This window comes from Bacillus sp. RIT 809 (genome assembly GCF_016892495.1).
In the GTDB taxonomy this organism is placed as follows: domain Bacteria; phylum Bacillota; class Bacilli; order Bacillales; family Bacillaceae_G; genus Bacillus_A; species Bacillus_A cereus_U.
Genome location: NZ_JAFEMR010000013.1, coordinates 149745 through 167751 on the forward strand (window position 1 = coordinate 149745; position 18007 = coordinate 167751).

The window sequence follows — 18007 nt, forward strand, 5'->3', positions numbered from 1 at the left end:
TTATTTTAAAAGTGGTATTATAGTATAGTCTGATTTAAGTTATTAGTGACTGGAGGGAAATAAGAATGCGTGTGAATATTACTCTAGCATGTACAGAATGCGGAGATCGTAACTATATCTCAAAGAAAAATAAACGTAACAACGCTGAGCGTATCGAGCTTAAAAAGTATTGCAAGCGTGACAAGAAGTCTACGTTACACCGTGAAACAAAGTAAGCAGTAGGAATATTTTCCTACTGTTTCTTTTTTTTTATGCGATTTCTACGTAAAAGTGATACACTATCCTCGTAGAGTAAAGTGTCACTGCAAGGGGGAAAAGTGTGTGAAAGAAGAGAAAATACGTTTACGCAAACAAATAATAGAACACATGAATTCTTTATCTGAAGAACAGTATACAACTTTATCGGAACAAATTGCCGTTTCGGCGTATGGACAAAAAGAGTGGGTTGAAGCTAAAACAATTGGAATCACTCTCTCGATGGAGCAAGAAGTGAATACATATCCTATTATCGAAAAAGCTTGGGAAGAAGGAAAGAAAATTGTTGTTCCGAAGTGTAATAAAGGGGCAAGAACGATGTCTTTCCGACGAATTAGTGATTTTAACCAATTAGAAACAGTATATATGAATTTACGTGAACCGATTCCAGCGCTTACGGAAGAAGTAAATGCGTGTGAAATTGATCTTCTTATCGTGCCAGGAGTAGCTTATACACAGCGAGGAGAACGGATTGGATATGGCGGTGGCTACTATGATCGTTATCTCGTGCACTATAAAGGGAAAACGCTATCATTAGCTTATGATTTTCAAATTGTAAAACATATTCCGGTCGAGCCATTTGATAAAAATGTAGAGAAAATTATTACAGAAAAAGGAACAATGGTTATAAATGGGCTTGTATAGACAAATAAAAATTGACGAGACTTTTTCTTCTTGATTATAATAAAATATGTGAACGTTTTCTTATTATAATTTTTTTATAGTAAGTGAGCATAGAGGGTGATAAAATGATATCCATTTATGATATTCAGCAATTGTTAAAGAAATTTGGCACGATTATTTATACGGGTAATCGAATTGCTGATTTACAATTAATGCAAGATGAATTGCGTGAATTAAATCAATCACAGCTAATCGATCCACAAGACTATCAAACAGCTTTATTTTTGTTGAAGCAAGAAATTCAAAAAGAGATAAATAAGAATTAGATAAAGGTAGGTACGTAACATGGAAGAGAAATGGTTAGTTGGTGTTGACCTTGGTGGTACAACGATTAAATTAGCATTTATTAATGTGTACGGTGAAATTTTACATAAGTGGGAAATCCCTACGAATACGAATGAACAAGGAAAACATATTACACTTGATGTAGCGAAAGCTATTGATAAAAAGTTAGAAGAATTAGGTGAATTAAAAAGCAAGCTAATTGGTATTGGTATGGGAGCTCCTGGTCCTGTACATGTGGCATCTGGAATGATTTATGAAGCGGTCAATTTAGGATGGAAAAACTATCCGTTAAAAGACTTGCTAGAAGTAGAAACAGGATTACCTGTTGTGATTGATAATGATGCAAACTTAGCGGCGCTTGGTGAAATGTGGAAAGGTGCTGGCGAAGGAGCAAAAGATTTAATTTGTATGACACTTGGCACTGGTGTTGGTGGTGGTGTTATCGCCAATGGTGAGATTGTACATGGTATAAGCGGTGCTGCTGGTGAGATTGGACATATTACAGTTGTTACAGAGAACGCTTTTCCATGTAATTGCGGGAAGTCGGGTTGCTTAGAAACAGTAGCCTCTGCAACAGGTATTGTGCGTGTTGCTATGCAAAAAATACAAGAGACAGATAAAGAAAGTGTTTTACGTTCTATGTTAGCAGAAGAAGGGCTTATTACATCAAAAGATGTGTTTGAAGCGCTTGGACAAGGTGACGAACTAGCAGGTGAAGTAGTGGAAAAAGTAGCTTCTTATTTAGGATTAGCTGTAGCGAACCTTGCTAGTACGTTGAACCCAGAGAAAATCGTAATTGGTGGTGGCGTATCCAAAGCTGGAGATGCACTATTAGAGCCAATTCAACGTTATTTCGAGCAATATGCTTTCTCTCGTGCTGTAAAGAGCACAAAGTTAGCAATTGCAATACTTGGTAATGATGCAGGTGTAATTGGAGGAGCGTGGCTTGTAAAAAAGCACAAATACGAGGCGAAGATGATATAAGTTGTGAATAATGAGAAGAGGAAGGGGCCCCCTTCCTCTTTTTATGCAAGATCTTGTTGGAGAATAAAAATGTAAATGGATTAAGCTGCTGGTGGGTACCCATTATATAGAACAGTCATGATTGTAAACCATCCGAAAACAAGTACGGTTGCAATAGCGAAGCCGCCCGCGAATAAGTTTTTTTCGCGAAGTGTTCTAAGCGTAGCAAATACAGCTAACAGAGTGACTAGCGTAAAAATAATAACAAGGCCCATACAATATCCTCCTCTGTCTACTCATTCCTTAGGATGAGTTTTTAGAATATTTACTCTTTTATATTGTACATGTTTTAAAAATGATTGTCGAGATAACACCCCTTCTTTTCCTAAGAGAAAGAAATGTTGTATCATTAAAAGTAAATTAAATAACTGGAGGAGATTTTCATATGAAATGGATACAAATGCCGTTAGGCCCATTACAAACAAATGCTTATATTTTAACGAATGATCAAAATGAGTGTATTATCTTTGATCCTGGCCATGAAGGAGAGAAACTTGTTACATATTTACAAGAAGCACAGTTAAAACCACTTGCGGTTTTATTAACACATGCTCATTTCGATCATATCGGTGCTGTTGATGCGGTGAGAGACGCTTTTCATATTCCTGTATACGTACATAAAGAAGAAGCGGATTGGTTAGGTGATGCAACTGTGAATGGCTCGCAAATTTTTATGATGAACCGCAGTATTACAGCAAAACCAGCAGATCATATTATTGACGAAGAGGGTACATTAACGATCGGTTCTTTTAGTTTTGAAATTTTTGAGACACCAGGACATTCTCCAGGAAGTATTTCTTATTATAGTAAAGAAGCGAATACTGTATTTTCTGGAGATGTATTGTTCCAAATGAGTATTGGAAGAACGGATTTACCTGGTGGAAGTTTTGCTGAATTAATTGGAAGTATTGAAGAGAAATTATTTGTATTACCAGATGAAACAGCGGTGCTATGTGGACACGGTCCAGAAACAAGCATTGGTTTTGAAAAAGAAAATAATCCATTTTTACAATAAGGAGTCATTATGGGGATGGAGCTCATTTTAAGAGAATGGATGGGAAAAGAAAAGGATCATTCGATTTCATATAGTACGTATATGAACCTCGTATTATATGCAGAGGAACATGGGTATTATATGAGAGAACGTGAAAAAATTGGCAGACAGGGAGATTTTTTTACGAGTAGCAATGTATCTTCTGTATTTGCGAAGACTTTTGCTAAGTTTTTTATTCGGCTTGTTGAAAAGGGAGAAGTTTCTTCAAATATTTGTGAGATTGGTGGGGGAACAGGAAAGTTTGCCTATGATATTTTACAAGAATGGAAACAATTATCTCCGGAAACCTTTATCAATTTAAACTATTCAATTATTGAAGTGAGCCCTTTTCATAGAAGGCTACAACAGGAGAAGCTTTGTTTATTTGATAATGTGTCGTATTATACATCTTATATTGAAATGGGAGAGTCTTTCGAAGGAATTATTTTTTCGAATGAATTATTTGATGCGTTTCCTGTTGAGATAGTTGAGAAAAGAAATGGAATTTTGTATGAAGTACGTATCACGTATACAGATGAGGGCAACCTTACAGAAGTATTTAGACCGATAGAGAAAAGAGTCGGTCGTTACTTATTGAAATATAACATTCATATTGCTGAGGGACAGCGCTTTGAAGTGCCTATTGCAATGGAAGAGTATATAGAAGAGATTGCGAAATGGTTTCAGAAAGGTATATGTATTACAGTTGATTATGGATATACAAAAGAAGAATGGATGCATCCTGCACATCATGAAGGAAGTTTAAGAGGATATTATAAGCATAAGCTAATTCGTAATCCGCTTGCATATCCAGGAGAAATGGACCTTACTACGCATGTTCATTGGGATGAGTTGAAGATGAATTTTGAGCTACAAGGAATTAATACGATATGGCATAGGAAGCAATCAGAGTTTTTGTTAGCAGCAGGAATATTAGATCAGCTTGCTAGCCATCAAGATACCGACCCTTTTTCTGAAACTCAAAAACGAAATCGAGCAGTTCGTTCTATGATTTTGAACGGAAGCTTAGGAAGTGCCTTTGATGTTGTTATGCACACGAAAGATATGAAGAATTTACTTTTGAATCAATATTTAACAATATGAAAAAACAAGACACAGTATATTTCTGTGTCTTGTTTTTTAATACGACTTATGTAGTATTATATATTTCCTCTCATGATATATATTTATATTAAAGATATGAGATGAAAAATATAGAATACGTTCTTTTTCTCTGCCTATAGGTCCCTAACCTAATAATACGCGAACGAGTTGAATAATTGTTTCGTTTTCTACTTTGTAGTAAATTTCCAATCCTTTTCTTTCACTAGAAACGATTTTAGCACTTTTTAACTTTGCTAAATGCTGTGAAATTGTAGATTGTGGCATGTTTAAGCCTGTGTACATTGTAGAAACGTTGCTTGGGCCACGTTCAATTAATCCCTTTACAATACATAAGCGAACAGGATGAGCAAGCACTTTCAATAATTCTGCATTGCTTTCATAAAGTTCTATTTCTTTTTGAAAGGTTTCTAACATGTTCTTTTCCACCTCCGTGTGAGCTGTTATACCATACTATACATACCAAAAAATTAAAGAAAAGAAAACAGTTGTTGCAGAAAAAAAGTCCTAAAGTAAAGAAATTGTAAGAAAAGAGACCCTGATGTAAATAAAATAGATAAATTTGCACAGTTTTGTAAAATGACATTTTTGGGTGAAAATTTTGATGCGTTTCAAAAATTGAAAGATATAGATATATTCGTAACACAATTTTATCATGATTTTCTTATTCTTTCAAATGAATATACGAAATTTTTAAAATAATATGACAAAGGAATTATAATATTATATACAGAATATATAACAGGTTAAAAGAAAAGAAGCTGATTATGATCAGCATCTTTATGATGATAATGAAATGTTTGGATGTAACTGATAAATCTTAGAATAATCAAGTCATTAGTCATTTATTCTAGAGTTCATCTTTTATCAACTTTAAAAATCTGTGGTTCCATATATTTTCATAAAAATCAATCGTCTCTTGTGCAGACATAAATGAATTATTCAAAGTAGAGGTTGCTTTCTGTACCATGAAGTTTTCGTATCCTAGTCCGTGAGCAAATTTAATCGTAGCATCCATACAGTACTCTGTTTGGGCACCACAAAATTCAATATGATGTACAGATAATTGATCTAAAATTTCTTTTAAGTTTGTTTTATAAAATGAATTTGCATGTGTTTTTCGTACAAAAAAATCTTGTTCTTGAACATCTAGATCGGTATGAATAGCCCAAAGTTCTTTTTCGGGTACTAAATCATCATCACAATGTTGAACAAAAATGATTGGTTTATTTGATTTTCTGTATGAAGAAATTCTTTTATTTACTTTTGTAAGCAAGTTTTGTAAATCAAATAAATGCTCTCCGCTATAACATACCCCATTTTGTAAATCGATAACGATTAAAATATCTGCACAAGTATCCATTATTTTTACCCCTTTTTTATTTCTTAATATATCAATTAATCCATTACTTGGAAATAGATGATGTACTTTTATTTTTTAATGAACGATACAAAAAGAAAAAACATTAAAATAACTATGCTAGACAGCATAAAAAGAAGATATGAAAATTTAATTTCATATCTTCTTTTCTCTCTATGCATTTACAGGTTCTTCTACGTAAGAAAGAGCATTTTCGAAATCGGATATTAAATCGTTAACATTTTCAAGACCAACCGATAAACGGAGTAATGAATTGGAAATACCTCTTTCATCACGTGCTTCTTGCGACAGTGCTGCATGTGACATTTTAGCTGGGTAGGAAAGAATCGATTCGACAGCCCCTAAACTAACTGCAAAAACAGGTAATTTTACTTTTGATAAAAATTGGCGGAGTGCATCTTCTGACTGCAAAGTAAAAGATAGGACAGCTCCAGCTGATGTGGCTTGAGATTGTTGAATATCAAATCCAAGGTGTGTTTGTAATCCAGGATAATAGACATTTTGAACTTTAGAGTGCTCTTGTAAAAAATGTGCGATTTTGTTGGCACCTGCAGCTGAATGTTCGAGACGTACATGCAATGTTTTAATGCCGCGAAGCACGAGAGAACAATCTTGCGGTCCTAAAATAGCACCAAAAGCGTTTTGTAGAAAGCCGAGCTTTTGAGCAAGCTCTTCATCTTTTACGACAGCTAATCCGGCGGTGACATCACTATGACCAGCAATAAATTTTGTTGCACTATGAAGAACAACATCGGCGCCAAGATCAAGTGGCTTTTGAAATAGTGGTGTCAAAAATGTATTATCAACAAAAGTAAGAGCATCAATAGATTTTGCAAGATTAGAAACAGCACGAATATCTGTCACTTTTAAAAGTGGGTTAGAAGGTGTTTCTACATAAAAGAGCTTCGTATTTGGTTTAATGTTTTCTTTTACTTCTTCCACATTGGTCATATCAACAAATGTATGTGAAACACCATAACGGGAGAGAACTTCAGTAACAATTCGATAAGTGCCTCCATATACATCTTCTGAAATAAGAACATGGTCACCTTGTGAAAGAAGGAGAAATGCAGTAGAAATGGCTGCAATGCCTGATGCAAAGGCGAATCCTTTTGTCCCGCCTTCTAATAAAGCAATGATATCTTCAAGAGCTTCACGTGTTGGATTTCCAGATCTACTATAGTCATACTTTCCGAAAGCATCTACATCAAACTGATGAAATGTTGATGTGTTATAGATGGGAACGTTAACAGCTCCTGTGTGTGGGTCATGTTTGTATTGATTATGCAGTAAAAGCGTATCTATGGAATAACTCATATTCTTACACCTTCTTTTACAAGTTTAATTGCTTGCTTTAAGTCTTGAATTAAATCATTGCTATTTTCGATGCCGACTGAAAAACGGAGAAGACGATTACATACACCGCGTGCTGTTCGAACATCTTCTGGAATATCGGCATGAGTTTGCGTTGCTGGATAAGTCATTAAACTTTCGACGCCGCCAAGACTTTCAGCAAATGTAATTAAGGATAAAGATTGTAAGAAAGGATTAATCCAAGTTTCATCTTGAAGGCGAAATGAAATCATACCACCTCTTCCTGGATAAAATACATCTGTCACACCATCTTCATCATTTAAATAAGCAACAATTGCATGAGCGTTTTCTTCATGCTGTTTCATGCGGAGTGCTAAAGTTTTCATCCCTCGAATTAATAGCCATGAATCAAACGGGCTTAAGACAGCACCAGAGGCATTATGATAATGAGCAAGCTCCTCGCAAAGAGATTTCCCTTTCGCAACGACAAGTCCGCTTAGTACATCGTTATGTCCGCCTAAATATTTAGTTGCGCTATGAAGGACGATGTTTGCACCTTCTGTTAATGGTTGCTGTATATAAGGTGTATAGAACGTGTTATCTACAATAAGAAGTAGTCCGTGCCTTTTCGCTACACTTGCTACACTTACGATATCAGTTACTTGCATTAATGGATTAGTCGGTGTTTCTATGAAAATAGCCTTCGTTTGAGATGTGATTGCTTGCTCAATTTGTTTAATAGATTGTGTATCTACGTATCTACATCGAATATTCCACTTGTCTTCATGTTCGGAAAATAGACGATATGTTCCTCCGTATAAGTCTTCGGATACGATAAGTTCATCTCCGGAACGGAATAGTGAAAGGACAAGGAGAACAGCCGCCATTCCTGAACTACAGGCATACCCTTGCTCACCGCTTTCTAAGTCCGCAATTGCCTGTTCTAAAAGACCGCGAGTCGGATTTCCAGTTCTTGAATAGTCAAAGCCAGTAGATTTACCAATTCCTTCGTGACGATAAGCAGTTGAGAAATAAACAGGTGGATTAACAGTTCCTGTTGTAGCTTCGCTACGGTTCCCGATTTGTGCTAGTTTTGTTTCGATTGTTGACATGTGAAAATTCCCCCTTTTTAAAGTGAACGACTAAGTGAAAATAAAAAAAGCCTTCTAAGAAGAAGGCTTTCGGATTGAATAGAGTCTTCTTCTCATCTGTCAAATCTTTCACAATTTGCTGGAATTAGCACCTTATTAACGAATGAATGTTAATGGTTGCTGAGGCGTCATAGGGCCAGTCCCTCTACCTCTCTAGATAAGAATGTTCGTATGAAATTTTTATTATGTTTTTAACTTTACAACAAAAGATAATTGAATTGCAACTTTATTTTAAATAATTTTTATTTTTCCGCAAGTGTCATTGACTTTTATTTTAGTGCATGCTAAATTTATAAAAAATTAACAAACATTGTTAAAAGGGGAACGTATTTCCTTTTAGCTACATAAATAAAATAATAAAGACAAACTCTTATTGAGAGCGGTGGAGGGAAAGGCCCTGTGAAACCCGGCAACCTTCAAACTAAATGTTTGAAACGGTGCTAAAACCTGCAAAACGTGTGTTTTGCATAATAAGAGGAGGAACAATTATGTCCCCCTCTTCAAAGTGAAGAGGGGGTTTTTATATTGATAGAAATGAGGGAGATTCGTGAAATTACTAGATTTGTTATCAAAAGGAGTTGTAATAGGTGATGGTGCGGTTGGAACGTTATTACATTCGCATGGTTTACAAAGTAGTTTTGAAGAATTGAATTTGTCTGACCCGGACTTAATTATATCGATCCATAAACAATATGTAGCTGCTGGAGCGGATGTTATTCAAACGAATACGTATGGTGCGAATGAAGCGAAACTCCGCATGTATGGTCTAGAAAATCAAGTTGTCCAAATTAATAAAGCGGCAGTGAATATTGCGAAAGCATCAGTAACAGAGCGGAATGCAATTTTAGGGACAATTGGAGGTATGAAACATATTGGTGCTGTTACAACGACTGATATAGAGCGAGAATTTATGTTACTTGAGCAGGCAGGTGCTTTACTAGAAGAACAGGTTGATGGATTACTATTAGAAACTTTTTATGATGAATTTGAATTATTGCATGCCGTTAAAGTATTGCGTAAACAAACGAATATTCCGATTGTTGCTCAGTTAGCGTTACATGAGGCAGGTACGACTCAAAATGGGAATGATGTCAATGAAATATTAAAACAGCTTTTGGATTACGGTGCCAATGTTGTTGGATTGAACTGTCAACTAGGGCCACTTCATATGACGGAAGCTTTCAAAATGATATCGATTCCTCAAAGTGGCTATTTATCAGCATATCCGAATGCAGGTCTCCCGAATTATGTGGAAGGGCGTTACGTATATGAGGGAAGTCCAGCGTATTTTGAAGAGATGACACCAAACTTTATTGAACAAGGTATTCGTTTATTAGGTGGTTGTTGTGGTACTACCCCGGAACATATTGAAGGAATGAAACGTGCTATTGCAAATGTTGCACCTGTAATAGCAAAGGAGACGATTCAAAGGCCTAAAGTGGTCCATACACATGAGAAACGTTCGAGAGCTCATGTTACTCTCGCAGAAAAGGCAAAGAAACAAACGACAGTTGTAGTGGAATTAGATCCACCGAAAACGTTAGATACGCAGCGATTTTTTGAAGGAGCAAGAGCACTGAAAAGGGCTGGAGCGGATGCTATTACTCTAGCAGATAATTCATTAGCATCTCCTCGCGTTTCGAATATGGCTATGGGTGCATTATTAACGAAGCATGATATTCCAGTATTGACGCATTTAACGTGTAGAGATCATAACGTCATTGGACTACAGTCTCACTTGCTTGGATTATCAGCATTAGGTATGGAGGAAGTGCTAGCTTTAACTGGTGATCCAGCGCGCGTTGGTGATTTTCCAGGTGCAACTTCTGTATATGATTTGTCATCTATAGAGCTAATTAAAATGATTAAAGAGATGAACGACGGTCGCTCTATTTTAGGGAAATCAATTGGTCCGGCAACAAGATTTTCTGTCGGAGGGGCATTCAATCCTCATGTAAGGCATTTAAAAGCAGCGGTAAAGCGAATGGAACGAAAAATTGATGCTGGAGCTGAATATTTCTTAACGCAGCCGATATATGATGTTGCTTTAATAGAAGAAGTATATGAAGCGACAAAGCATTTGGAACAACCTATCTTTATTGGAATTATGCCGTTAGTAAGTAAGCGGAATGCAGATTTTCTTCATTTTGAAGTACCGGGTATTACGCTCCCTGAAGAGATAAGACAAAGAATGGATGGACATGAAACGAAAGAGGCTGCTATCGAGGAAGGAATTCGTATTTCACAAGAGTTGATTGATGCGGCAATGAAATATTTTAACGGTATTTATCTTATTACGCCGTTTTTAAAATATGAAATTACAGAACATCTCGTGAAATATGTGAGAGAAAAGCAAGAAGTGAAAGAGGGTATTAATTGATGAAACGAATAGAAGAGAGATTACAACATGAAATTTTAATATTAGATGGTGCAATGGGAACGATGATCCAGCAAGAAGACTTAACAGCGGAAGATTTTGGAGGAGAAGAATACGAAGGTTGTAATGAATATTTAGTAAAAACAAGACCGGATGTGATTTTAAATATTCATAAAGTCTACATTGAAGCTGGAGCAGATATTATTGAAACGAATACGTTTGGTGCAACAAATATTGTATTAAGTGATTATGCATTGTCTCATTTAGATGAAGAGTTAAACGAAAGGGCAGCGTTTTTGGCGAAGCAAGCAGTCAAAGAAAGTGGGAAAGAAGTATATGTTGCGGGAGCAATGGGACCAACGACGAAAGCGATTAGTGTTACAGGTGGTGTAACTTTTGAAGAGTTAATCGAAGCCTATACAAGGCAAGCGAGAGGACTATTAAGAGGAGAAGTTGATGTATTGCTCGTTGAGACGAGTCAAGATATGCGTAATGTGAAAGCTGCGTACATTGGAATTCAAGCGGCGTTTGAAGAACTAAACAAAATAGTACCTATTATGATTTCTGGAACAATTGAACCGATGGGAACGACTTTAGCGGGTCAAACGATCGAAGCCTTTTATTTATCGGTAGAGCATATGAAGCCATTATCGGTTGGGTTAAACTGTGCTACTGGTCCAGAATTTATGAGGGAACATATGCGTTCTCTATCTGATTTATCGGAGTGTTATATTTCTTGTTATCCAAACGCTGGTCTTCCTGATGAAGATGGGCATTATCACGAATCTCCGGCGTCACTTGCTGAAAAAGTAAAACGTTTTGCTGAAGAAGGATGGATTAATATTATTGGTGGTTGTTGTGGCACAACACCAGAACATATAAGTGCAATGAAATTGGCGCTTGCCTCGATTAATCCTCGTGAGCATCATGAAAGGGTTGGACATGGAATTAGTGGACTAGAAGCGTTGCAATACGATGATTCTATGAGGCCCCTATTTGTTGGAGAAAGGACGAACGTAATTGGATCGCGTAAGTTTAAAAGATTAGTAGCAGAAGGGAAATTTGAAGAGGCTGCTGAAGTGGCAAGAGCGCAAGTGAAGAAAAATGCTCATATTATTGATATTTGTATGGCAGACCCTGATCGTGATGAAATAGAAGATATGGAAAGATTCTTGGCAGAAGTTACGAAAGTGTTAAAAGTACCAATTATGATTGATTCAACAGATGAAAATGTTATGGCGAAAGCTCTTACTTATATTCAAGGAAAAGGTGTTATCAATTCTATTAATTTAGAGGATGGAGAAGAACGTTTTGAAAAAGTGACACCCCTTCTTCGGAAATACGGTGCTGCGATAGTTGTAGGGACAATTGATGAAGATGGTATGGCAGTTAGTGCAGAAAGAAAGATAGAGATTGCTAAAAGAAGCTATGAATTACTAACGAAGAAGTATGGTATACGCCCATCTGATATTATTTTTGATGCGCTTGTGTTTCCTGTAGGAACAGGTGATGAAGAATATATAGGCTCAGCGGCAGCGACTATAGAAGGAATTCGTCTTATTAAAGAAGCGTTACCAGAATGTTTAACGATTCTAGGTGTGAGTAACATATCTTTTGGTTTACCACCAGCTGGACGTGAAGTATTAAACTCCGTCTTTCTATACCATGCAACGAAAGCAGGATTAGATTATGCGATTGTTAACACGGAAAAATTAGAGCGCTATGCGTCAATTCCAGAGGAAGAAAAACGTCTTGCGGATGCATTATTATTTGAAACGACGAAAGAAACGTTAGAAAAATTCACAAACTTTTATCGTGTTGCCAAAAAGAAAGATATCGTTGTACAAGAAACGCTAACGCTTGATGAACGACTGGCAAACTATATTGTAGAAGGTACGAAGCAAGGACTACAAGAAGATCTAAGTCTCGCGCTTACAGAAGGACGAAAACCTCTGGATATTATTAACGGGCCGCTTATGACAGGAATGGATGAGGTGGGGCGATTATTTAATGGTAATGAGCTTATCGTTGCTGAAGTATTACAAAGTGCTGAAAGTATGAAAGCTGCCGTAAGTTATTTAGAGCCACATATGGAATCTAGTGATAGTGCAAAAAAAGGGAAAGTATTATTAGCGACTGTAAAAGGTGACGTACATGATATTGGGAAAAATCTCGTTGAAATTATTTTATCAAATAACGGATATGAAATTATTAATTTAGGAATTAATGTTCGTTCGGATCGAATTGTTCAAGAAGTACAAGAAAAGAAACCAGATATTATTGGTCTTTCTGGTTTGTTAGTAAAATCAGCACAACAAATGGTAACGACTGCCGAAGATTTAAAAGCAGCGAATATTGATATTCCAATTGTTGTCGGTGGTGCAGCGTTAACGAGAAAGTTTACAGATAATCGTATTTCGCCATCATATAAAGGGCTCGTATGTTATGCAAGTGATGCGATGACAGGTCTTGATATTATTAACAAATTACAAAAAGAAGAAGAACGTGAAAAGATGAAGCAAGATAAAAAGGAACGCCATCTTCATATTGTGAAACAAGAGGAGAAAAAAATAGAAATTCCCGCAGTTATTGAGCCGTTGCCAAAAGCAACTGTTATAGTGCCAGATTCGACGAAACGAGTTGTATTACGGGATATTCCTACCCTTCATCTTGCACCGTTTTTAAATAGACAAATGTTAATTGGACACCATCTTGGGTTAAAAGGAAACGTAAAAAAACTCCTGCAAGAAGGAGATAAAAGAGCGCATGAGCTAAATGATTTAATTGATGAATTATTACAAGAAGGACAATCTTGGTTACGTCCAAAAGCGGTGTATCAATTTTTTCCGGCGCAAAGTGATGGACAAGAAATCGTTATATACGATCCGGAAGATTGTACGCGTATTATAGAACGATTTGAATTTCCGAGACAAGGGAAAGCACCATACCGTACTTTAGGAGATTATATACGCCCTATTGGAGATGAGATGGATTATGTTGCTTTCTTATCTGTTACCGTTGGAGAAGGGGTTCGAGATATTGCAGAGGAATGGAAGGCGAAGGGAGATTATTTACGCAGTCATGCGATTCAGTCGTTAGCGCTTGAATTAGCAGAAGGACTTGCTGAAAAAACACATATGCTCATTCGTGATCGCTGGGGAATTCCAGATTCACCTGAACTGACGATGGAAGAGAGATTCCGCACAAAATATAGAGGAATACGCGTGTCATTTGGTTATCCAGCATGCCCAGAACTTGCTGACCAGGAAAAATTATTTCGCTTAATTCATCCAGAAGAAATAGGTATTTCATTAACAGAAGGATTTATGATGGAGCCAGAAGCGTCTGTAACGGCTATGGTATTTTCTCACCCTGAGGCAAGGTATTTTAGTGTACTATAGTGTAGAAGGGGGAGACGTATGAAAAAAATAGTCTTTACAGGTGGCGGTTCGGCAGGGCATGTAACGCCTAATTTAGCAATTATTCCACATTTACAAAAGCAGAACTGGGATATCTCTTATATTGGTTCTCATCAAGGGATTGAGAAAACGATTATAGAAAAAGAAGGAATTCCGTATCATAGTATTGCAAGCGGGAAGCTACGTCGTTATTTTGATTTAAAAAATATAAAAGATCCTTTTCTCGTGATGAAGGGTGTTATGGATGCGTACGTAACAATTCGTAAACTAAAACCGGATGTTATTTTTTCAAAAGGTGGTTTCGTATCCGTACCAGTCGTAATTGGAGGATGGCTAAATAGGGTGCCAATTTTATTACATGAATCTGATATGACACCTGGACTAGCAAATAAAATTGCGCTCCGTTTTGCCTCGAAAATATTTGTTACATTTGAAGAAGCAGCGAAACATTTACCGAAAGAAAAAGTAATATATACAGGATCGCCTGTACGTGAAGACGTACTAAGAGGAAATCTTGAAAAAGGTTTAAAGTTTCTAGGGTTTTCCCGTAAGAAATCAGTTATTACTGTTATGGGAGGAAGTTTAGGAGCAAAGAAAATTAATGAAACGGTTCGATCGGCACTTCCAGATCTTCTGAAAAATTATCAAATTGTGCATCTTTGCGGAAAAGGAAATCTTGATGAATCCTTACAAAATAAAGAAGGATATAGACAATTTGAATATGTACATGGAGAGTTGCCGGATATATTAGCAGCAACAGATTTTGTTATTTCACGTGCGGGATCCAATGCGATTTTTGAATTTTTAACAATGCAAAAACCGATGGTTTTAATTCCGTTATCGAAATTTGCAAGCCGTGGAGATCAAATTTTAAATGCTGAATCCTTTAAAAGACAAGGGTATGCATCGGTATTATATGAAGAGGATGTAACGGTGAACTCACTTATAAAGCATATAGAAGAGCTATCTCATAATAATGAGACGTATAAAACAGCATTAAAAAAATATAATGGAAAAGAAGCGATTAAAACTATCATTCAACATATTTCAGAGGCATGATTAAACAATCATGTCTTTTTTAGTAGGATGAAAGATTCCAAGAATTGATATTTTTATGTTACAATAAAGTGAAACTTTAATCAGTGGGGGGTTCATCCCCACTGATTATTAGTTGAACCAATCGGGCTTTTACGGGCAGTTAATCCCACACCTAACTTCTTTGTTTTCGTTGAATTTTGAGGTGGGGGTCTTACTGCCCGTTAATGCGGGGTAACAAATGGTTAATAGGGAAATTCCAATTGATTAAGCGTGAAAATACGAATGGATTAGGAGTGACTGTGTTGGAGCTAAGTCTCTATGAAAATACTGCACTTATTATATGCTTTGTGTTGTACGTTGGTAGTGTTATTGTTTATATTTCACGGAAATTTTCACAAGAACGAGAGCTTGAAAAATCAGAAATAACAGCTGAACTAGAAATGTTAGCTGATGAAAGTTATAAAAAACAAAAAATAAAAGAAGATCATGAGGCACCCCATCATTGAAACGCAAATAAGTTCTAAAGATGGGGATTTTTTTTGAAAAAATCCCATTAACGCTAAAAAAGGAGTTTCCCCATACATATTGAAGGAGTGGATATAAATGAAATTTTATATTGCTTCAGGATTTCAAAATAAACATCTTGTTCGTTTCGTATCAAGCCAGTTGAAAGAAGTGGGATGGCAGCATACATATGATTGGACGAAAAATGAAAGAGCAACCAATAGAGAACAATTGCAAAAGATTGGTGAAGAAGAACAAGAAGCGATACGAGAAGCTGATGTTTTCTTACTCATACTAGAGGGTGGGAATGGAAGTCATACAGAATTAGGGATGGCAATTGCTTTAGAAAAGAAAATTTATATATATCACAAGGGCAATGAGTTGCAAACTACATTCTACCATTTACGAGAAGTTGATATTTTCGAAGGAGAAATTGAGGGGCTTGTCTCATATATATTGAATAAAGTGGAATGTTAGACGTGGGAATGTAGCGAGAAATATTTCTTGCAAAAAAGAGTGAAGGTTACCATTAGTCTATTTTGGGCACAGTTATTATAAGTAAAGCATATAAAGGAGTTATAAATATGAAATTAGAAAATGGATGGGAAACAAGTTTTTTAGAAGTTGTACAAAACAGTGAATTTAAGAAAGATGCAATTCTTAGTCAATTACTTTTTGCAGATAGTGAAGAAGTAGAAGAGCTTGTTGATGATTACGGTTATGAAGAGATTATTGAACGCGAACATGATGATGAGTTAGCAGGAATTTTAGGAGAAGAACTTTTTAGTGAGATGGAGCGAAACGTATTCTTAGCTTCACAGCCAGAAGAAAAACTGATTTCATTCGTAAATGGATTAGGTTTTCACGTGTTAGATTGGATCGTGCTTCTTGAAACAGAATTTGGCATTGATAGCGCAAATTTCACATCGGATGCAGTGAAAATGTTAGAAAAGCGTTTTAGACAGTTTCCATACATAGAAGATAAAACGATTTTTGATATGACTTTTGGAGAGGTAATGGATGTATTACAATCCATTACAGGATTACAATTGAAAGAAAAGATGAACATATAAAGAAAAAGAACGTGAGGATATCACGTTCTTTTTTTTACATAATAATAATTTTATCATCTAGCTTTGTTTGTCCAGTAAGAAGTGCATTTAAATACTCTACTTTTCGTATGCAAGCTTGTATATGTCTTTCAACCTCTTGTAACTCTGCTTGGTGATGCGTTTCAATTGGATGAATTTGTACGTTAAATTTTTCGAATTGACTACTATATGTTATTGCTGCATAGCCGCTCATAATATCGGTTTCGTTATGAAATAAAAATTGCTTCGTTTCTTCACAGAATGATACATCCTGAAAGCCATATACTTTTAATGCTTCAATTACTTTTTTAATCATGTTTGTATTCATTTTTTAACCCTCTTTACGAAGTTCTACTTTTATATTATAACATAAAAAGTTACGTAGAAAGCGCTTCCAAGTGTATTTTATTATAATCTTTACGTTTTAATCATAAAAATGAAACAAAGAAAAAATAATTGTAAAGAAGGAAGGACTCTTTTATTGTTTCGTCATATATATAGAGAAATAGTGCAATGAAAGGAAATTTTCCGAGGTGGAGATTGTATTTCCAATTTGAGCGCAGTAAAAGAGGTGAGAATCTTGAACTTTGATATTGTAGGACAAAAAGCATATATAAAAGATGGGCCGCATCGGAACCGAATTGGAACTGTAAAGAAAAATGAAAAACAATTAGAAACCCACTTTGCTATTGTAATTGGGGAACAAAGTATTGCTGTAGAGCTAAAGGATATCGTGTTAGTTGGAGTAGATGTAGGACAATTTCATACATGGTGCGAGCAAAATGGTTATTTGTAAAAGGACGGGCTGTGAGATAATGAAATATATTTGAGAAAAGAGAATATGTTATTGTATTCTCTTTTTCTGTGTGTAAGGGAGCGGAAATGAAGTATAAAGAACAAAATTTTACATTGGAATTGAAAGAGAAAATTCAATGTATGGAAAAGGAAATAGAGCGAATATCACTTAAACTTTGTAGAGAGTATTCACATTTATACATAGAAAAAAATATGAAATTATGTATGGAATTTGCAAGAGATAAGGAGAATCCATTTGAAATGGGCTATTATTCATCAGTTTCTATAGCGGTATTAGATGAAGAAGAGGAGATGATTGAATTTTACATCATTCCAATTTGGAAATGCGAAAATGTTTTTTTAGGAATGCCAATTCAATCGAGAATTTTGGGGAGTAAGAAAATAGGGGAACTTGTTGATGAATCTTACTATGAGATTGAAGAGGAGTTAAAAGAGCAACTAGAAGAATACTTGGAGTGATAACTTTCAAGATAAGATGTATAGAGATGGAATATAATAAAAAAAGGACGCTAAC

The 18007-nt window shown here is 35.8% G+C and carries 20 protein-coding genes and 2 riboswitches; of the genes, 14 read left to right on the forward strand and 6 right to left on the reverse strand.

The window, feature by feature from the left end; genetic code table 11:
• Window positions 1-65 precede the first annotated feature (65 nt).
• The 4 genes from rpmG (at window position 66) to glcK (ending at window position 2208) form a co-directional block, all read left to right on the forward strand.
• Window positions 66-215 carry a 50S ribosomal protein L33 gene (rpmG, locus tag JTF23_RS15785; protein ID WP_001265616.1) on the forward strand — a complete coding sequence of 50 codons (150 nt, stop codon included), beginning with the start codon at window positions 66-68 and terminating at the stop codon, window positions 213-215.
• Between the two features lie 106 nt (window positions 216-321).
• Window positions 322-900: a 5-formyltetrahydrofolate cyclo-ligase gene (locus JTF23_RS15790; RefSeq protein WP_002160469.1), complete on the forward strand. Its 579-nt coding sequence runs from the start codon at window positions 322-324 to the stop codon at window positions 898-900.
• Window positions 901-1004: 104 nt separating this feature from the next.
• Window positions 1005-1205, forward strand: coding sequence for a YqgQ family protein (locus tag JTF23_RS15795; RefSeq protein WP_002160470.1), 201 nt, complete (start codon window positions 1005-1007; stop codon window positions 1203-1205).
• Between the two features lie 19 nt (window positions 1206-1224).
• Window positions 1225-2208 carry a glucokinase gene (gene glcK / locus JTF23_RS15800; RefSeq protein WP_002145726.1) on the forward strand — a complete coding sequence of 328 codons (984 nt, stop codon included), beginning with the start codon at window positions 1225-1227 and terminating at the stop codon, window positions 2206-2208.
• Window positions 2209-2288: 80 nt separating this feature from the next.
• Here the strand turns inward: glcK and JTF23_RS15805 are convergent, their stop codons facing one another.
• Window positions 2289-2462, reverse strand: a complete 174-nt coding sequence (locus JTF23_RS15805) for a DUF2759 domain-containing protein (protein ID WP_002111850.1) — start codon at window positions 2460-2462, stop codon at window positions 2289-2291.
• A 170-nt stretch (window positions 2463-2632) separates the two neighbouring features.
• Here JTF23_RS15805 and JTF23_RS15810 point away from each other — a divergent pair, with 170 nt between their 5' ends.
• Window positions 2633-3262: an MBL fold metallo-hydrolase gene (locus JTF23_RS15810; RefSeq protein ID WP_204209133.1), complete on the forward strand. Its 630-nt coding sequence runs from the start codon at window positions 2633-2635 to the stop codon at window positions 3260-3262.
• A gap of 9 nt (window positions 3263-3271) precedes the next feature.
• Entirely contained in the window at window positions 3272-4384 is a 1113-nt protein-coding gene (locus tag JTF23_RS15815; RefSeq protein ID WP_204209134.1) for a class I SAM-dependent methyltransferase, read from the forward strand.
• A gap of 144 nt (window positions 4385-4528) precedes the next feature.
• On the opposite strand, the gene JTF23_RS15820 is transcribed toward JTF23_RS15815, so the two are convergent.
• The 4 genes from JTF23_RS15820 to metI all read right to left on the reverse strand — a co-directional run bounded on the left by JTF23_RS15820 (window position 4529) and on the right by metI (window position 8209).
• A complete protein-coding gene (locus JTF23_RS15820; RefSeq protein WP_000894375.1) occupies window positions 4529-4819 on the reverse strand; it encodes an ArsR/SmtB family transcription factor in 291 nt (96 codons plus the stop codon).
• 433 nt (window positions 4820-5252) lie between these two features.
• Window positions 5253-5765 (reverse strand): cysteine hydrolase family protein, encoded by a 513-nt coding sequence (locus JTF23_RS15825; protein WP_204209135.1) that lies wholly within the window; start codon window positions 5763-5765, stop codon window positions 5253-5255.
• A 171-nt stretch (window positions 5766-5936) separates the two neighbouring features.
• Window positions 5937-7100: a cystathionine beta-lyase gene (gene metC, locus JTF23_RS15830; protein ID WP_204209136.1), complete on the reverse strand. Its 1164-nt coding sequence runs from the start codon at window positions 7098-7100 to the stop codon at window positions 5937-5939.
• Window positions 7097-8209 carry a cystathionine gamma-synthase/O-acetylhomoserine thiolyase gene (gene metI / locus JTF23_RS15835; RefSeq protein ID WP_002143142.1) on the reverse strand — a complete coding sequence of 371 codons (1113 nt, stop codon included), beginning with the start codon at window positions 8207-8209 and terminating at the stop codon, window positions 7097-7099. The genes metC and metI overlap by 4 nt, the downstream gene beginning before the upstream one ends.
• An 89-nt stretch (window positions 8210-8298) precedes the next feature.
• Window positions 8299-8412: riboswitch (SAM riboswitch) on the reverse strand.
• 203 nt (window positions 8413-8615) lie between these two features.
• Window positions 8616-8725: riboswitch (SAM riboswitch) on the forward strand.
• Window positions 8726-8795: 70 nt separating this feature from the next.
• On the opposite strand from metI, the gene JTF23_RS15840 reads away from it, so the two are divergent.
• From JTF23_RS15840 to JTF23_RS15865, 6 genes are all read left to right on the forward strand, one after another.
• Complete coding sequence (locus JTF23_RS15840) at window positions 8796-10628, forward strand: bifunctional homocysteine S-methyltransferase/methylenetetrahydrofolate reductase (RefSeq protein WP_204209137.1); 1833 nt, start codon at window positions 8796-8798, stop codon at window positions 10626-10628.
• Window positions 10628-14026 (forward strand): methionine synthase, encoded by a 3399-nt coding sequence (metH, locus tag JTF23_RS15845; RefSeq protein ID WP_204209138.1) that lies wholly within the window; start codon window positions 10628-10630, stop codon window positions 14024-14026. The genes JTF23_RS15840 and metH overlap by 1 nt, the downstream gene beginning before the upstream one ends.
• A gap of 18 nt (window positions 14027-14044) precedes the next feature.
• Complete coding sequence (locus JTF23_RS15850) at window positions 14045-15103, forward strand: undecaprenyldiphospho-muramoylpentapeptide beta-N-acetylglucosaminyltransferase (protein ID WP_204209139.1); 1059 nt, start codon at window positions 14045-14047, stop codon at window positions 15101-15103.
• A 242-nt stretch (window positions 15104-15345) separates the two neighbouring features.
• A complete protein-coding gene (locus tag JTF23_RS15855; protein ID WP_085960924.1) occupies window positions 15346-15588 on the forward strand; it encodes a DUF3966 domain-containing protein in 243 nt (80 codons plus the stop codon).
• A 97-nt stretch (window positions 15589-15685) separates the two neighbouring features.
• Window positions 15686-16063, forward strand: coding sequence for a nucleoside 2-deoxyribosyltransferase (locus JTF23_RS15860; RefSeq protein ID WP_002034029.1), 378 nt, complete (start codon window positions 15686-15688; stop codon window positions 16061-16063).
• Between the two features lie 107 nt (window positions 16064-16170).
• The gene (locus JTF23_RS15865; RefSeq protein WP_002160478.1) at window positions 16171-16659 is read left to right on the forward strand and encodes a hypothetical protein; all 489 of its coding nucleotides are present in this window, start codon (window positions 16171-16173) and stop codon (window positions 16657-16659) included.
• Between the two features lie 34 nt (window positions 16660-16693).
• Here the strand turns inward: JTF23_RS15865 and JTF23_RS15870 are convergent, their stop codons facing one another.
• A complete protein-coding gene (locus JTF23_RS15870) occupies window positions 16694-17005 on the reverse strand; it encodes a hypothetical protein (RefSeq protein ID WP_002160479.1) in 312 nt (103 codons plus the stop codon).
• A 252-nt stretch (window positions 17006-17257) separates the two neighbouring features.
• Here JTF23_RS15870 and JTF23_RS15875 point away from each other — a divergent pair, with 252 nt between their 5' ends.
• Window positions 17258-17473: a DUF3912 family protein gene (locus JTF23_RS15875; RefSeq protein ID WP_002160480.1), complete on the forward strand. Its 216-nt coding sequence runs from the start codon at window positions 17258-17260 to the stop codon at window positions 17471-17473.
• An 86-nt stretch (window positions 17474-17559) separates the two neighbouring features.
• The gene (locus tag JTF23_RS15880; RefSeq protein ID WP_204209140.1) at window positions 17560-17952 is read left to right on the forward strand and encodes a hypothetical protein; all 393 of its coding nucleotides are present in this window, start codon (window positions 17560-17562) and stop codon (window positions 17950-17952) included.
• Window positions 17953-18007 lie beyond the last annotated feature (55 nt).

Bases quoted from the DNA above. Each gene is read 5' to 3' on its own strand.
- metC (WP_204209136.1), bottom strand. From the start codon at position 7,100: ATGAGTTATTCCATAGATACGCTTTTACTGCATAATCAATACAAACAT.
- JTF23_RS15820 (WP_000894375.1), bottom strand. From the start codon at position 4,819: ATGTTAGAAACCTTTCAAAAAGAAATAGAACTTTATGAAAGCAATGCA.
- JTF23_RS15850 (WP_204209139.1), top strand. From the start codon at position 14,045: ATGAAAAAAATAGTCTTTACAGGTGGCGGTTCGGCAGGGCATGTAACG.
- JTF23_RS15810 (WP_204209133.1), top strand. From the start codon at position 2,633: ATGAAATGGATACAAATGCCGTTAGGCCCATTACAAACAAATGCTTAT.
- rpmG (WP_001265616.1), top strand. From the start codon at position 66: ATGCGTGTGAATATTACTCTAGCATGTACAGAATGCGGAGATCGTAAC.
- metH (WP_204209138.1), top strand. From the start codon at position 10,628: ATGAAACGAATAGAAGAGAGATTACAACATGAAATTTTAATATTAGAT.
- glcK (WP_002145726.1), top strand. From the start codon at position 1,225: ATGGAAGAGAAATGGTTAGTTGGTGTTGACCTTGGTGGTACAACGATT.
- metI (WP_002143142.1), bottom strand. From the start codon at position 8,209: ATGTCAACAATCGAAACAAAACTAGCACAAATCGGGAACCGTAGCGAA.
- JTF23_RS15870 (WP_002160479.1), bottom strand. From the start codon at position 17,005: ATGAATACAAACATGATTAAAAAAGTAATTGAAGCATTAAAAGTATAT.
- JTF23_RS15880 (WP_204209140.1), top strand. From the start codon at position 17,560: ATGAAGTATAAAGAACAAAATTTTACATTGGAATTGAAAGAGAAAATT.
- JTF23_RS15815 (WP_204209134.1), top strand. From the start codon at position 3,272: ATGGGGATGGAGCTCATTTTAAGAGAATGGATGGGAAAAGAAAAGGAT.
- JTF23_RS15825 (WP_204209135.1), bottom strand. From the start codon at position 5,765: ATGGATACTTGTGCAGATATTTTAATCGTTATCGATTTACAAAATGGG.
- JTF23_RS15860 (WP_002034029.1), top strand. From the start codon at position 15,686: ATGAAATTTTATATTGCTTCAGGATTTCAAAATAAACATCTTGTTCGT.
- JTF23_RS15795 (WP_002160470.1), top strand. From the start codon at position 1,005: ATGATATCCATTTATGATATTCAGCAATTGTTAAAGAAATTTGGCACG.
- JTF23_RS15805 (WP_002111850.1), bottom strand. From the start codon at position 2,462: ATGGGCCTTGTTATTATTTTTACGCTAGTCACTCTGTTAGCTGTATTT.
- JTF23_RS15865 (WP_002160478.1), top strand. From the start codon at position 16,171: ATGAAATTAGAAAATGGATGGGAAACAAGTTTTTTAGAAGTTGTACAA.